The organism is Enterobacter sp. RCC_40, from assembly GCF_041360735.1.
GTDB lineage: Bacteria > Pseudomonadota > Gammaproteobacteria > Enterobacterales > Enterobacteriaceae > Enterobacter > Enterobacter ludwigii.
Window position 1 is genome coordinate 106,277 of record NZ_JBFUPR010000005.1, and the last position, 13,271, is coordinate 119,547.

Annotated in this window: 14 protein-coding genes; 6 read left to right on the forward strand and 8 right to left on the reverse strand. The window is 55.8% G+C overall.

Annotation, left to right across the window (positions count from 1 at the left end; genetic code table 11):
- Positions 1-94: 94 nt before the first annotated feature.
- Positions 95-664: a TetR/AcrR family transcriptional regulator gene (locus AB6731_RS17480; protein WP_014168015.1), complete on the reverse strand. Its 570-nt coding sequence runs from the start codon at positions 662-664 to the stop codon at positions 95-97.
- A gap of 186 nt (positions 665-850) precedes the next feature.
- On the opposite strand from AB6731_RS17480, the gene AB6731_RS17485 reads away from it, so the two are divergent.
- Positions 851-1,270 (forward strand): GNAT family N-acetyltransferase, encoded by a 420-nt coding sequence (locus AB6731_RS17485; protein ID WP_014168016.1) that lies wholly within the window; start codon positions 851-853, stop codon positions 1,268-1,270.
- Here the strand turns inward: AB6731_RS17485 and AB6731_RS17490 are convergent.
- Entirely contained in the window at positions 1,267-1,914 is a 648-nt protein-coding gene (locus tag AB6731_RS17490) for a TetR/AcrR family transcriptional regulator (protein WP_025206509.1), read from the reverse strand. The two genes, AB6731_RS17485 and AB6731_RS17490, sit on opposite strands and share 4 nt — an antisense overlap.
- A 78-nt stretch (positions 1,915-1,992) precedes the next feature.
- On the opposite strand from AB6731_RS17490, the gene AB6731_RS17495 reads away from it, so the two are divergent.
- Both AB6731_RS17495 and nlpA read left to right on the forward strand, forming a co-directional pair.
- Positions 1,993-3,510, forward strand: a complete 1,518-nt coding sequence (locus tag AB6731_RS17495; RefSeq protein WP_014168018.1) for an MDR family MFS transporter — start codon at positions 1,993-1,995, stop codon at positions 3,508-3,510.
- A gap of 108 nt (positions 3,511-3,618) precedes the next feature.
- A complete protein-coding gene (gene nlpA, locus AB6731_RS17500) occupies positions 3,619-4,419 on the forward strand; it encodes a lipoprotein NlpA (RefSeq protein WP_371006608.1) in 801 nt (266 codons plus the stop codon).
- Positions 4,420-4,462: 43 nt separating this feature from the next.
- Here nlpA and AB6731_RS17505 read toward each other — a convergent pair whose 3' ends face one another.
- Together AB6731_RS17505 and AB6731_RS17510 are read right to left on the reverse strand one after the other, a co-directional pair.
- The gene (locus AB6731_RS17505) at positions 4,463-5,491 is read right to left on the reverse strand and encodes an alpha/beta hydrolase (protein WP_025206508.1); all 1,029 of its coding nucleotides are present in this window, start codon (positions 5,489-5,491) and stop codon (positions 4,463-4,465) included.
- Between the two features lie 2 nt (positions 5,492-5,493).
- Positions 5,494-6,690, reverse strand: a complete 1,197-nt coding sequence (locus AB6731_RS17510) for an MFS transporter (protein WP_371006609.1) — start codon at positions 6,688-6,690, stop codon at positions 5,494-5,496.
- Between the two features lie 198 nt (positions 6,691-6,888).
- On the opposite strand from AB6731_RS17510, the gene AB6731_RS17515 reads away from it, so the two are divergent.
- The 3 genes from AB6731_RS17515 (at position 6,889) to AB6731_RS17525 (ending at position 9,630) form a co-directional block, all read left to right on the forward strand.
- Positions 6,889-7,776 carry a LysR family transcriptional regulator gene (locus AB6731_RS17515; protein ID WP_020882709.1) on the forward strand — a complete coding sequence of 296 codons (888 nt, stop codon included), beginning with the start codon at positions 6,889-6,891 and terminating at the stop codon, positions 7,774-7,776.
- 94 nt (positions 7,777-7,870) lie between these two features.
- Positions 7,871-8,650, forward strand: coding sequence for an MBL fold metallo-hydrolase (locus AB6731_RS17520; RefSeq protein WP_228176200.1), 780 nt, complete (start codon positions 7,871-7,873; stop codon positions 8,648-8,650).
- Positions 8,651-8,676: 26 nt separating this feature from the next.
- Positions 8,677-9,630 (forward strand): GlxA family transcriptional regulator, encoded by a 954-nt coding sequence (locus tag AB6731_RS17525; RefSeq protein WP_047366254.1) that lies wholly within the window; start codon positions 8,677-8,679, stop codon positions 9,628-9,630.
- A 106-nt stretch (positions 9,631-9,736) separates the two neighbouring features.
- Here AB6731_RS17525 and AB6731_RS17530 read toward each other — a convergent pair whose 3' ends face one another.
- The 4 genes from AB6731_RS17530 to AB6731_RS17545 all read right to left on the reverse strand — a co-directional run bounded on the left by AB6731_RS17530 (position 9,737) and on the right by AB6731_RS17545 (position 13,271).
- Complete coding sequence (locus tag AB6731_RS17530; protein WP_371006611.1) at positions 9,737-10,825, reverse strand: AAA family ATPase; 1,089 nt, start codon at positions 10,823-10,825, stop codon at positions 9,737-9,739.
- A 148-nt stretch (positions 10,826-10,973) separates the two neighbouring features.
- Positions 10,974-11,933, reverse strand: a complete 960-nt coding sequence (locus AB6731_RS17535; RefSeq protein WP_020882705.1) for a DUF523 and DUF1722 domain-containing protein — start codon at positions 11,931-11,933, stop codon at positions 10,974-10,976.
- 102 nt (positions 11,934-12,035) lie between these two features.
- Entirely contained in the window at positions 12,036-12,446 is a 411-nt protein-coding gene (uraH, locus tag AB6731_RS17540; RefSeq protein WP_014168029.1) for a hydroxyisourate hydrolase, read from the reverse strand.
- Positions 12,447-12,545: 99 nt separating this feature from the next.
- On the reverse strand, positions 12,546-13,271 hold the full coding sequence (locus AB6731_RS17545) for a MerR family transcriptional regulator (RefSeq protein WP_014168030.1): 726 nt from the start codon (positions 13,269-13,271) through the stop codon (positions 12,546-12,548).

A 13,271-nucleotide genomic window follows, 5' to 3' on the forward strand; every position in this document is an offset into this window, starting at 1 on the left:
GGGGCTATTTAAAGGCACAGCGATACCGCATCTCCGGCAGAGCCGGAAATGTTAATAAGGGAATAACGTCTTCCCGCTAATTATTCACATGCGATTACTTCGCAGAGAAAAGCATATTTAAAATATTTTGATAAAGAGGCTCTAATTGTTCAGAGGGTACGTTTAAGGGGGTGAGTCGACGGTAAATAGACCCCTCAATCATTACCGCAGTAATCTCCACGCAGCAGCGAATATGATCATCACTCAGGTGGGGAAACTGTTTTTTCAGGTGTGCGCAGGCATTAGCAAACATCCGCTTTTCCGCTTCGACCAGCATGGCCGCCACCTGGGGATTACGCGTGGCTTCAGCCGACATCTCAAGCATCAGCGCATCGTCATCTTCATTCAGGGTCTGTCGCCAGGCGAGCGCCTGAGGCATCCCCTCGACCAGCGTTTTACCCTGAATCTCTTCGATGCGTGAGTCGATGATACGGCGAATCATCTCTTCAATAATCGCATCTTTGTTACTGAAATAACGGTAGATTTGCCCGACGCTGAGCTTTGCCTCACTGGCGATCTGCGACATGCTGGCCGCATGAAAACCGCTGGCGCGAAAGCACTGACGCGCGGCAGCGATGATGTCGTCCTGACGCTGTTTTTGGCGTTCTTCTAGTTTTGTGCTCATCGTCGGTTACCCTATAAAAGTGAGAATGATCGTTCTCATTATACGTTTCAGGTGCGTATTGGAAAGACTTTTTTTAAGTACTTATTGAATGAATATTTCAATGTTTAAAGAATGGAGAAAAAAAGGAGTTTTGATGAAGGAAAGGCTGTGCAATATTAAGATTGCACAGAAAATAAGGAGAAAAATATGCATCTGAGCACGACGGATAACGTCACACACGATGAAAAAGAAGAATTATTAACAGGACTTCGCGCCTACAACGGACAATTTTTAGATCTCTCAAACTTTAGCGGCGACATTGGCGTTTATGTGCGAGACGATAAGGGCGTGATGCTGGGTGGGTTAATTGGCGTGCGCAAAGGCGACTGGCTAAACATCGATTTTCTGTGGGTCAGCGACACCGTGCGGGGATCGGGCGTCGGCAGCCAGCTTATCAAAACGGCGGAAGACGAAGCCCGACGCAAAGGCTGCACCCATGCGCTGGTGGATACGGTCAGCTTCCAGGCACGTCCATTCTATGAAAAGCAGGGCTATCAGCTGCAGATGTCGTTGCCGGATTACCCGTACCCGGGTATGCAAAGGCATTATCTGACCAAATCCCTTTAACCGCCGATGCCGTTACCCATCACGGCCAGCGCGTGACGCACAATGATCTCTGGCGAGAGGGCGTGTAGCCTCTCGTCGTTGCGCATTCTTGAGAACGGCACCAGCACCAGGCTTAGCAGCGTGGTGAACAGCAGTTCTGGCGCGAGTGCCCGGTTCAGTTGCCCTTCCTGCTGCCAGCGTTTAAGGGTGGCAAGCGTTGCCTGGTATTTGTCGTCACCAAACCGCGCGTGCAGATGCGTGCGCAGTACAGGCATCTCCCCGATGACCTCCTGCATCCACAGCGGGGCAAACCAGCGGTGCTGCTCCGCCAGCTCGGCCAGTACCTTCACCATTTGCGTTAATGCGTTGACCGGCGAGTCGGGGTTTTCGGCGAAAATTGCGCCGATCCGATTACGTAAGGGCAGGAAGCGCTCCTCAATCATCGCGTCGAGCAATTGTTCTCGTGAATTGAAGTAGTAATGCAGCATCGCTGGCGTTACGCCCGCTTCTTTGGCGATGGCGTTCAGCGAGGTTTGAGCGATCCCCTGGCGAGAAAAGAGGCTCAACGCAATATCCAGCAGCTGTTCGCGGCTGGCGGTTGCCCGCTTTCCGCCGCGTGGTCGACCGGGGCGGCGCGGTTCAGAATTGTCCTTATGTGCTGGCATAGTCGCAGGATCTCTTGATCTTATTCATCACTTACTTAAATATTAATTATCCAGTTAATTAATTTCAAGCGATCTCTTATGGAGTCCGACGTAATGACTCAACCTGCGCAAAACGCGCCGTCGATAAAGCTGCTGTTCAGCGCGCTGCTGCTGGTGATGCTGCTTTCGGCGCTGGACCAGACGATTGTTTCCACGGCGTTGCCCACCATCGTTGGGGAACTGGGTGGCCTGGATAAGCTCTCCTGGGTGGTGACGGCCTATATCCTCAGCTCGACCATTGTGGTGCCGCTGTACGGAAAATTCGGCGATCTGTTTGGGCGTAAAATCGTCCTTCAAATCGCTATTGTGCTGTTTCTGGCGGGGTCGGTGCTCTGCGGTCTGGCGCAAAACATGACCCAACTGGTGCTGATGCGCGGCCTGCAGGGGCTGGGCGGCGGCGGTCTGATGGTCATCAGTATGGCCGCCGTGGCGGACGTTATTCCGCCTGCGGAGCGTGGCCGCTATCAGGGGCTGTTTGGCGGCGTGTTTGGTCTGGCGACGGTGATCGGGCCGCTTATCGGCGGGTTTATCGTGCAGCACGCCTCCTGGCGCTGGATTTTTTATATCAATCTGCCGCTCGGTCTCTTTGCCCTGCTGGTGATAGGCGCGGTGTTCCACGGCAGCGCACGGCGCAACAAGCACGAGATTGATTATCTGGGGGCGATTTACCTCAGTATGGCGCTGCTGTGTATCATCCTGTTTACCACTGAAGGCGGGACGATACGCCAGTGGAACGACCCGCAGCTGTGGTGCATTCTGGCCTTTGGCCTGACGGGTATCGCCGGGTTTATCTATGAGGAGCGTCTGGCCTGGGAGCCGATCATTCCGCTCTCGCTGTTCCGCGATCGCAGTTTTCTGCTCTGCAGCCTGATTGGCTTTATTATCGGGATGTCGCTCTTTGGCTCGGTCACCTTCCTGCCGCTCTATCTGCAGGTTGTGAAAGACGCCACGCCGACTCAGGCCGGACTGCAGCTGATCCCGCTGATGGGCGGACTGCTGCTAACCTCGATCATCAGCGGGCGGATTATCAGCCGTACCGGAAAATACCGTCTGTTTCCGATCGCCGGTACGCTGCTTGGCGTGGTGGGCATGGTGCTGCTGACGCGCATCTCGATCCACTCGCCGACCTGGCAGCTGTACATTTTTACCGGCGTGCTGGGGATGGGTCTGGGGCTGGTCATGCAGGTACTGGTGCTGGCCGTGCAGAACAGCGTCTCTGCCGATCAATACGGGGTAGCGACTTCCGGGGTCACGCTGTTTCGTTCCATTGGCGGGGCCATCGGCGTCGCGCTGTTTGGCGCGGTCTTCACCCACGTTTTGCAATCGGGTCTGATGGACCGTTTACCGCAAGGGGCGGAGTTACCGCATGAGCTCAATCCAGCGGCCATTCATCGGCTGCCAGAGGCCCTGCGGCTCGATTACCTTGATGCGTTTGGCTCAGCCATTCACGCGGTGTTCCTGCTGGCGGCAAGCATTATGGTGCTGGCGTTTGTACTGTCGTGGTTTTTACGTGAAACGCCGTTACGCCGTGCGGGCATGCTCAGGTCGGATCAATAGCGCCCCCGCACATATAACTTATCCGTCTTATTGATGCTTTTTCGTTTTTTAGCCAGCCGTACCGTTGTCGATATAGTCACTGAAACGTTTATCAAAAGGATATGTCTCGTGAAACTTCGATTGGGTGCTCTGGTTCTCGCGGGCCTGCTGCTGGTAGGTTGCGATCAAGGCGGCAGCGATGCCAAACACATCAAAGTCGGCGTGATTAACGGCGCTGAGCAGGACGTGGCGGAAGTCGCTAAAAAAGTGGCGAAAGAGAAATACGGTCTGGATGTGGAACTGGTGGGGTTCAGCGGCTCGCTGTTGCCCAATGATGCCACCAGTCAGGGCGATCTTGATGCCAATGTCTTCCAGCATCGCCCGTTCCTGGCAGAAGATAACAAGGCGCATCACTACAAGCTGGTTGCTGTAGCGAATACCTTTGTTTTCCCGATGGCCGGCTACTCCCGCAAGATCAAATCCGTGTCTGAGCTGAAGGACGGCGCGACCATCGCCATTCCAAACGATCCGACCAACCTTGGCCGCGCACTGCTGCTGTTGCAAAAAGAGAAGCTGATTACCCTGAAGCCGGACGTTGGCCTGCTGCCGACGGCGCTGGATATCACCGCCAATCCGAAGCATTTGAACATCATGGAGCTGGAAGGGGCGCAACTGCCGCGCGTGCTGGATGATCCGAAAGTGGATGTTGCCATTATCAGCACCACCTATCTCCAGCAAACCGGGCTGTCGCCGGTGCATGACAGCGTGTTTATTGAAGATAAAAACTCGCCGTATGTGAACATCGTGGTGACGCGGGAAGACAACAAAGACGCGGAAAACGTGAAGGAATTTATCCAGTCGTATCAGTCGCCGGAAGTGGCGAAGGCCGCAGAGACCCTCTTTAACGGTGGCGCGGTGCCGGGCTGGTAGTCAGGACAAAGGCGTATAACAGGGTGTTATACGCCTTACCGGGTTATTTCAGGTTGGCTTTAAAGAACGAGGCCAGTTTTGCAAACGGGATCAGATCCGTGCGGTCATACAGGTCAACGTGGCCTGCATTCGGCACGATATACAGCTCTTTCGGTTCACCGGCGCGTTTATAGGCGTCTTCGCTAAACTCTTTCGAATGCGCTTTATCACCCGTGATAAACAGCATCGGACGCGGTGAAATGGTTTCGATATCGTTGAACGGATAGAAGTTCATAAACTTACCGATGCTGCTCATCATCGGTTTCGTCGTCAGCGCCTCTTTCTCGCCCTGTGGCGTGTACCCGCCGCGTTCGGTGCGATAGAAATCGAAGAACTCACGCTGGATAGCCGGCGTAGAATCATCCAGCTTATTTACCGTCCCGGGAATGTAGGCTGTCTCTGCACCCTGATACTCTTTCAGACGCTGCTCAGCGGCAGAGGCAATCATCGCTTTACGCTGTTCAACCGTCACGGAATGGTTGAGACCGTTGCGGAAGGCGGAGCCCATGTCATACATGCTGACAGTGGCGATCGCTTTCATGCGCGGGTCAATTTTCGCCGCGCTAATAACGAAGCTGCCGCTGCCGCAAATGCCCAGCGCACCGATGCGCTGTGGATCGACAAAAGACTGAGTGCTCAGATAATCCACGGCCGCGCTGAAATCATCGGAATAGATTTCTGGTGAGATCAGATGCCCCGGTTTACCTTCGCTTTCCCCCCAGAATGAGAGATCAATCGCCAGGGTGACAAAGCCTTGTTCCGCGAGCTTTTGCGCATAGAGACTGGCGCTTTGCTCTTTCACCGCCCCCATCGGATGGCCGACCACGATCGCCGGCAGTCTGGCGTTTTTATCCGCCTCTTTTGGCCTATACAGATTGCCGACGACGTTCATCTGATACTGGTTTTTAAAGGTCACCTTCTGCTGCGTAACCTTATCGCTTTTGTAGAAATTATCTGCGCCCCGGGACATATCGGCAGCGCTGGCGGCGAAGGCGCTGACTAACAGCCCGAGCGCCATGGTGAATCTTCTCATGATTAACTCCTGTGAAGTGTGTCGTTGTGTGAGGTGTAAAACGTGAACATGGCAGCGGCGATAAGCAGTACACCGCTGAGTGCAAAGGTGCTTTGCCAGCCGCTGTGGTCAAAGGCCAGGCCACCGAGCGTGGAGCCGAGCGCAATGGAGAGCTGCACCATTGCCACCATCAGTCCGCCACCCGCTTCGGCATTTTCAGGAAGCGTTCTGGCAACCCAGGTCCACCAGCCAACGGGGGCGGCCGTCGCGACCAGTCCCCAGAGGCCGAGCAGGGCGGTGACGGCGACAAGGTGATGGCCGAAGGCCATCAGTGCCGCGGCAATCAGCGCCATCACCACGGGAATGGCGACCAGCGTGGTGTAAAATCCGCGGCGCAGAAACGTGCCGATCAGCAGGGTGCCGATAAAACCCGCCACGCCAATCACTAGCAGGATCAACGATAACTGCGTCGCGCTGGCGAAAGTCACGGTTTCCAGGAACGGACGCACGTAGGTAAACAGGGCGAACTGCCCCATGAAAAAGACGCCGCACGCGACCATTCCTTTTGCCACCAGAGGGTTTTTCAGTAGGCCGAAGGCGCTGGTGGACGACGCGGTGCGCTTTTCCACGGACATGGAAGGCAGGCTGAACCACTGCCAGATAAACGCGAGCAGGCTCACGGGCACCAGGCAGTAAAAGGCACCGCGCCAGCCGATTGTCGCCCCCAGCCAGCTGCCGAGCGGAGCCGCAACGACGGTCGCCAGGGCGTTGCCACCGTTAAAAATGGCCAGCGCACGTTGAACCTGATGCGGTGGCACAAGGCGAATTGCGGTCGCCGCGGAGAGCGACCAGAAGCCGCCAATGGCCACGCCAAGCAGTGCGCGTCCCAGCATATAAAGGGGATAGCTCTCAGCCACGGCGATAATCAGACCGGAGACGGCCATCAACGCCGTCAGGCCCAGCAGCAGCGATTTGCGGTTAATGCCTCCCGCAAGAGAAGAGAGAAACAGGCTGGTCAATACGGCCAGCGCGCCGGATATCGCGATCCCGAGGCCCGCCAGGCCTTCACTGACGGCGAGATCCCGCGAAACGGGCGTCAGCAGACTTACAGGCATAAATTCTGAGGCGACCAGCGTAAAAGCGCAGAGGGTCATTGCCAGCACGCCGCTCCAGCAGGCACGGGACTGGCGCGCTGATGTTTCGTTCACCATAGCGGACATCGTGTTTACCTTGTTATTCGTTCGGCCAGATTCGGACAAGCCGGGGCCGGGCGCTATTCACGGGAATAACGCATGCAGATGAAAGGTTGGAATGTGGTTGACGTCAGGTCACAGTGAAAATTTTACACGGCGGGTGTATTCTGACTAGCTAATCAATGCTTAATGAGCTTATAAGTTTGGCTTATAAATGAGGGTGTGATGAAGCGTAACCTGAACGATCTTTTTGCTTTTGTCACCGTGGCGCGTGAGGGTAGTTTTACCCGTGCCGCGGCACAGTTGGGCGTGACCCAGCCCGCGTTAAGCCAGGCCATAACCGGGCTGGAGAACCGGATGCAGATCCGCCTGCTGACCCGCACCACCCGCAGCGTTTCCCCCACCGCAGCCGGCGAACGCTTGCTCAACGCCATTGGCAACCGTTTCGATGAAATCGAAGCCGAGCTCGACATGTTGACGGAGCTTCGCGACAAGCCCGCCGGCACGGTGAGGATCACCTGTGGACCCGATGTGTTATCGCGCACCCTGTTGCCTAAGTTGACGCCACTTTTGCGGCAATACCCCGACATTCACATCGAGTTCGATGCCAATCACGGTTTTCGCGATATCGTTGCCGACCGCTTCGATGCGGGCGTTCGTATGGGAGATACCATCGATAAAGACATGATCGCGTTGCCGATAGGACCGCAGTTGCGTATGGCCGCGGTCGCCTCGCCGGACTACTTCGCCCGTCATCCTGTTCCGCAAACGCCGCATGAGCTGACGCAGCACCAGTGTATTAACCAGAGGATGATTAAATCCGGTGGGATTTACGTCTGGGATTTTGATCAGGACGGTGGCGATCTGAACGTGCGCGTGAATGGCCAGCTGACCTTTAATACTTCCTGGCATATTGTCGAAGCTGCCCTGGCGGGATTCGGGATTGCTTTCCTGCCCGAAGACGAGTTTGGCGATCATATTGCTGAAGGCCGGTTAATCCGCGTGCTGGAACCCTGGTGTCTGCCCTTCCCGGGGTATTATCTCTACTACCCGAGCCGAAAGCAGCCGTCGCCGGCCTTTTCGCTGGTGGTGGATGCGTTGCGGATGCGATAATGTTGACCCGATTTCATCGATCATCGCCCTGTGGCCCACATTGTTACGCGCGGCATCGGGCTATTCTCCTCTTCACACTATGAGGAGAATACCCATGAAAATCACCCAGATTCGTAATGCCACTCAGCTGATTACCTACGCCGGGAAACGCTTTTTAATCGACCCAATGCTGGCCCCGAAGGGCGCTTATCCGGGCTTCCCCGGCACGGCGCATGCGGAGATCCGCAACCCAATGGTCGAGCTTCCCGTTGACGTCAACACGTTGCTGGAGGCGGATGCGGTGATCGTCACCCATACCCATGACGATCACTGGGATCGCGCCGCAGTGGAACTGATCGGCAAAGATAAACCTGTCTATGTGCAGAACGACAGCGACGCCGCGCTGCTGCGCAGCCAGGGATTTACCCACCTGACGGTAATGACCGAGGAGACGGCGTTTGGCGATATCCGGATCGCGAAAACCCGCGGCGGCCAGCACGGTACCGATCGTGCTTACGCCGTGCCGGAGCTGGCGGAACGGCTGGGTGAAGCCTGTGGCGTGGTTTTACGTCATCCTGATGAGAAGACGCTCTACATTGTCGGGGATACCATCTGGCGTGATGAAGTGGCAGCCGATCTGCATAAGCATCAGCCGGATGTGGTGGTGCTTAACGCGGGCTATGCTCACGTCATCGGGTTTGGGCCGATTATCATGGGCCAGGAAGATGTGCTCAACGTCCACTTCCTGCTGCCGCAGGCGAAAATTGTGGCGACCCATATGGAGGCCATCAACCACTGTCTGTTGACCCGCCATGCGCTGCGTGAGTACGTTGACGCGAACCTGATTGGTGATGCGGTGAGCATTCCCGAGGATGGTGAAACCGTTATATTCTGAGCATCACCAGGGGAAAGGAGAGACACATGGCGCTAATCAACGTCGCGATTGTTGCGGTAGACGGGTTCAGCCCGTTCCACTACTCCGTTCCCTGCATTTTGTTTGGTGATACGGTATCCGGCGAAAAGCGCTTTAGTGTGTTGATCTGCGCCGAAAAACCCGGATTACTGACATCCAAAGACGGGTTTGCGCTTAACGCGACTCACGATTTCTCCGCCATCGGCCAGGCAGATATCGTCGTGGTGCCTTACTGGCAGCATGTCCAGCAACGCCCGCCCCAGACGCTTCTCGATAGCCTGGTCCAGGCCAGAGACAACGGGGCGGAGATCGTCGGGCTTTGTCTGGGGTCGTTTGTGCTGGGTTATGCGGGCATTCTCGACGGTAAACGCGCGGCCACGCACTGGGAGTTTGAACATCAGTTTCAGACGCTTTTCCCGGACGTAAAGCTGGATATCAATGCGCTCTACGTCGATGATGGCAATATCATCACCTCTGCGGGTACCGCTGCCGCGCTTGACTGCTGCCTGTACATCATCCGCCAGCGCTTTGGCAGCGTGGTCGCCAACCAGATTGCCCGCCGTATGATCGTACCGCCACACCGCGAGGGGGGGCAGGCACAGTTTATTGCCCAGCCGGTACCGAAAGATACCCGTGACGGACGAATCAACTCCCTGATTGACTATCTCCAGCAGCACATTGCCGAACCGCATAATCTGGACTCGCTGGCAGAGGTGGTATCGATGAGCCGCCGCACGCTTACCCGCCATTTTGTAAAAGCCACCGGAATGAGCGTGGCCGACTGGCTGACCACCGAGCGCCTGCGGCGCAGCCAGATACTGTTAGAAGCCGGGAATATGCCCATTGAAAGCGTGGCAGAGCTGGTAGGGTTTAACTCTGCGGTGACCTGGCGCCAGCAATTTAAGGCGCGTTTTGGCGTGAGTCCGGCAGAGTGGCGTAAGACTTTTCGGCTTCGTCATTAATTTATTACGGCTAACTCAAGAGTTAAGAGGCAAATAAAGGCCTTTATATTTTATCTTAACGGAAGGTATCACGCAGGCGGTGGCAGCGCATGCTTTCGCACCGGGCTTACCCCAGCCTCTCCACCCTCGTCTCTCCCTCCGCCATAGACAGCTGATACAGCGAAAACGATCGCTGTTTCTCAATCAAATTCGCCAGTTCCGGCGAGTGGCTGGTGAGCCAAATTTGTGAGTAGCGGCTGGCCTCGGCGATTAAGCTCGCCAGCGCGGGCAGCATCTGCGGGTGCAGGCTGTTTTCCGGTTCGTTCAACGCGATAAAGGCCGGTGGGCGTGGGCTTAACAGCGCTACCGCCAGGCACAGGAAGCGCAGCGTCCCGTCGGAAAACTCCGCCGGTTCCAGCGGCCTGCTCAGCCCCTCGCGCTGCATCATCATGCGAAAGCGGCCGCCGGTGTTGTCGCTGTAAAATTCGCAGCCGGGGAAGGCCTGATCAAGAATGCGCATCAGCAACATTTCATCGCCAATCTCGACAATGGTCTGAAATGCGGCCGCCAGGTTGGCGCCGTCGCTGGCCAGTACCGGGGAGCGGAAACCGACCTGCGGGGCACGCATCGCCGAGCCGGACGAGACGGAAAATTCATGATAAAAGCGCCAGTTACGCAGGGACTCGCGCATCTGCGACACTTCCGGGTAGAGATGCGGTTCGCCGAGCTGCCCGAACACCGATTCGTTTTCATACAGCGTGCCGCTGTGAGTCACTTTTTCGTGGTGCACGTTGTTGAGAAACACCGCCTGATTCCTGCGCTTCATCAGCTGTGATGAAGGGCGACGGCGCTGACCGGTAAGCCAGATGGACTCTTCTTTAATGACTGGATCGAGCTGAAACTGGGAGGGATAGGGCAGTTGCTCGACAAAGCCCACCTGCAGCTCGTACTCGTAAGTGTCCGTTTCCACCGCGAGGTTCATCCGCCGGAGCTGGTCGCTACGGGTCTTACCTGCCCAGAACACCTTCAGAATACCGCCTTCATTTGCCAGCGCCTGGGAGAACTGCCCCTGCGCCGCGCTGTGCATCAGGTATATCGCCTTGTAGATATTCGATTTCCCGGTACCGTTGGGGCCGAAGACGATATTGAGCGCTTCCAGCTCCAGCGACATGTCGCGAATCGAGCGGTAGTTTTGGATATGCAGGCTTTTGATCACAGGCAGGCTCCTTTTTTGCACTGTAGGCCTGTATATAATTACAGTCTTTAAGGTTAAATGCAAAAAAAGAGACGACAGTGAGGGTGTCGTCTAAACGGGGTACTGCTTTGGGCCTCTGAGGGTCAATGGGGCCTTCGCATTTTTATGATCACTTGACTGCCAGACGCAGACCCAAATCATCAGGATAGGGATCAAAGTAGTTTTGCGTCATCAGATACCGGTCAGGGTATTCGGCCAGGTAGTGCTTCAGCAGCGTGATCGGCGCGAGGATGGGCAACTGCCCGTTACGGTAGTGCAGGATCACGTCGCGGAGTTCGCCGCGCTGGCGGCTGTTGAGCTGGTTACGGAAATACCCCTGAATATGCATCAACACGTTGGTGTGATTTTTCCGCGAGGCAGGTTTTTTCAGGATGGTCATCAGCTTTTCGCGGTACGCCACAAAGAAGGCGTCCAAATCTTCCCACTCGTGCAGCGTGGCAACGAACGGGCCGATTTCACGATAACCCGCCTGATGGTGCGCCAGCAGCTGAAGTTTGTAGCGGCTGTGGAAATCTAATAGCGCACGGCGCGTCAGACCCTGGGCGCGCAGTGTGTTCAGTTCATGAAGCGCGAAAACACGCTCAACAAAGTTTTCCCGCAGCACCGGATCGTGCAGGCGACCATCTTCTTCCACGGGTAACCACGGCAGGGTTTCAAGGAGGGTGGCAGTGAACAGCCCGACACCCTCCTTGCGGCCCCGGTTGCCGTTTTCATCATACAGCCGCACGCGTTCCATGCCGCAGCTGGGGGATTTTGCACAGACGATAAAACCTGCCAGATCGCCGATTTTAGGCAGATAATCTGCCGTAAAGTCAGCCATCTTTTGCGTAACGTCTTCGTGCGGGGCGTGGCTAAAACGCATCTGGGTTTCACCGCTGTCCGTCACGATAAGACGCAGTGCAGGGCGTGGCGTCGGCAAGCCGATGGCCATCTCAGGGCAGACGGGCCTGAAATTCACCCACTGGGCCAGTTCGTCCATGACAAAGCCCATACGCTTATGTCCGCCGTCGAAGCGAACGGCGGAACCGGTCAAACATCCGCTAATACCGATTACAGGTTTCATTGTCATGGTGTGTGTCTCCAGTTCGTATATCTAAAACTTACACAACATGAGTAATTTGTCCAAGTATTGGCGGAGTTATTTTTTATTATCCTTTAAAATCAATGTTTCTTAACTGCCCTTGTAGGTCGAGTAGCCATACTGGCTCAGCAGAAGCGGGATGTGAAGTTTCTCGTTGGTTCGGGTCACGGTAAATAGCACTGGGATCTCCGGGAAGAAGGTGTCCAGCTTTTTGCCGTGGAAGTAATCAGCGGTTTTGAAGGTCACTTTATACACGCCTGGCTGCATGTCCTGATCCTGCGGATAGAGTGATTTGATACGTCCGTCGTGGTCGGTTTTGCCGCTGGCAATCTGGGTCCATGTGTTCTGCTGCTGCTTCTCCAGCGTGACGGTAACGTCAGATGGCGGCATCCCGGTTTGCTGGTCGAGAATATGTACGCTCAGGGTGCCGGCAGGGGCGCTAAACGCGGCAGGGGTAAAGGCCATGGCGGCCAGCATCAGCAGAGGGGTTGTTTTTTTCATTGTGTTTTCCTGTGGGGTTGTCAGTTACAGGAAAACGTTAGCATTTGCGGGACGGAAAAATATTCAACTTTTCGTGAAGTTTACCGCAGGAGAAAATAATCAGAGGATAATCACTTCAAGGGATACCTGCTGCTGCCACTGTGCCACCTGCTTTTTCCGTGCGGCGGTCAGTTTACCGCTGGTCACCAGAAGCCATTTGCGCTCGGGGAAAATCTCAGGCGCCAGTGACGTGGAGGGGGTAGGCAAAATATCGATACGGTGCCCTTGTCCGGTACGCGTCAGGGCCTCGAGCCAGATTTCACACGGGTCATTCAGGTACCAGCCACTAAGCAGGATGTTATCACCCGGCGCTTTTTTGTCGCCTTCAAGGCAGAACGAGGCATAGGCGATGATAATGCCGTCGAGGATCTCGCGCAGGGTCATGGCGGCAGGGATGTTGGCTGACATCTGGCTGCGCAAAGGACGCAGCACATTTGCAACCAGCTCTGGCCTGGGGTATTCGCGGCCGGCGTCGTAAATCATCTGGCGCAGGGACTCAATTTTCCCGTCCTGCAGGCGTTGCAGCATGGTCTCAAGCAACGTTTGCCAGTTGTTGGTCCGGCGCGGAACGGGGCGTTCCAGTAGCGGTTTGACCTGGCCGATGGGCACGCCTTTTTTCACCCAGTCGAGGATTTTCAGTGCCTGCTGGACGTCCTCATCACTGTACTGGCGATGGCCGCCCTCCGTGCGCTGTGGCTTCAGTAAACCATAGCGACGCTGCCATGCCCGCAGCGTCGTGGCGGTGATCCCGCTGAGTCTGGCGAATTCGCCGATGGAGTAAGCCAT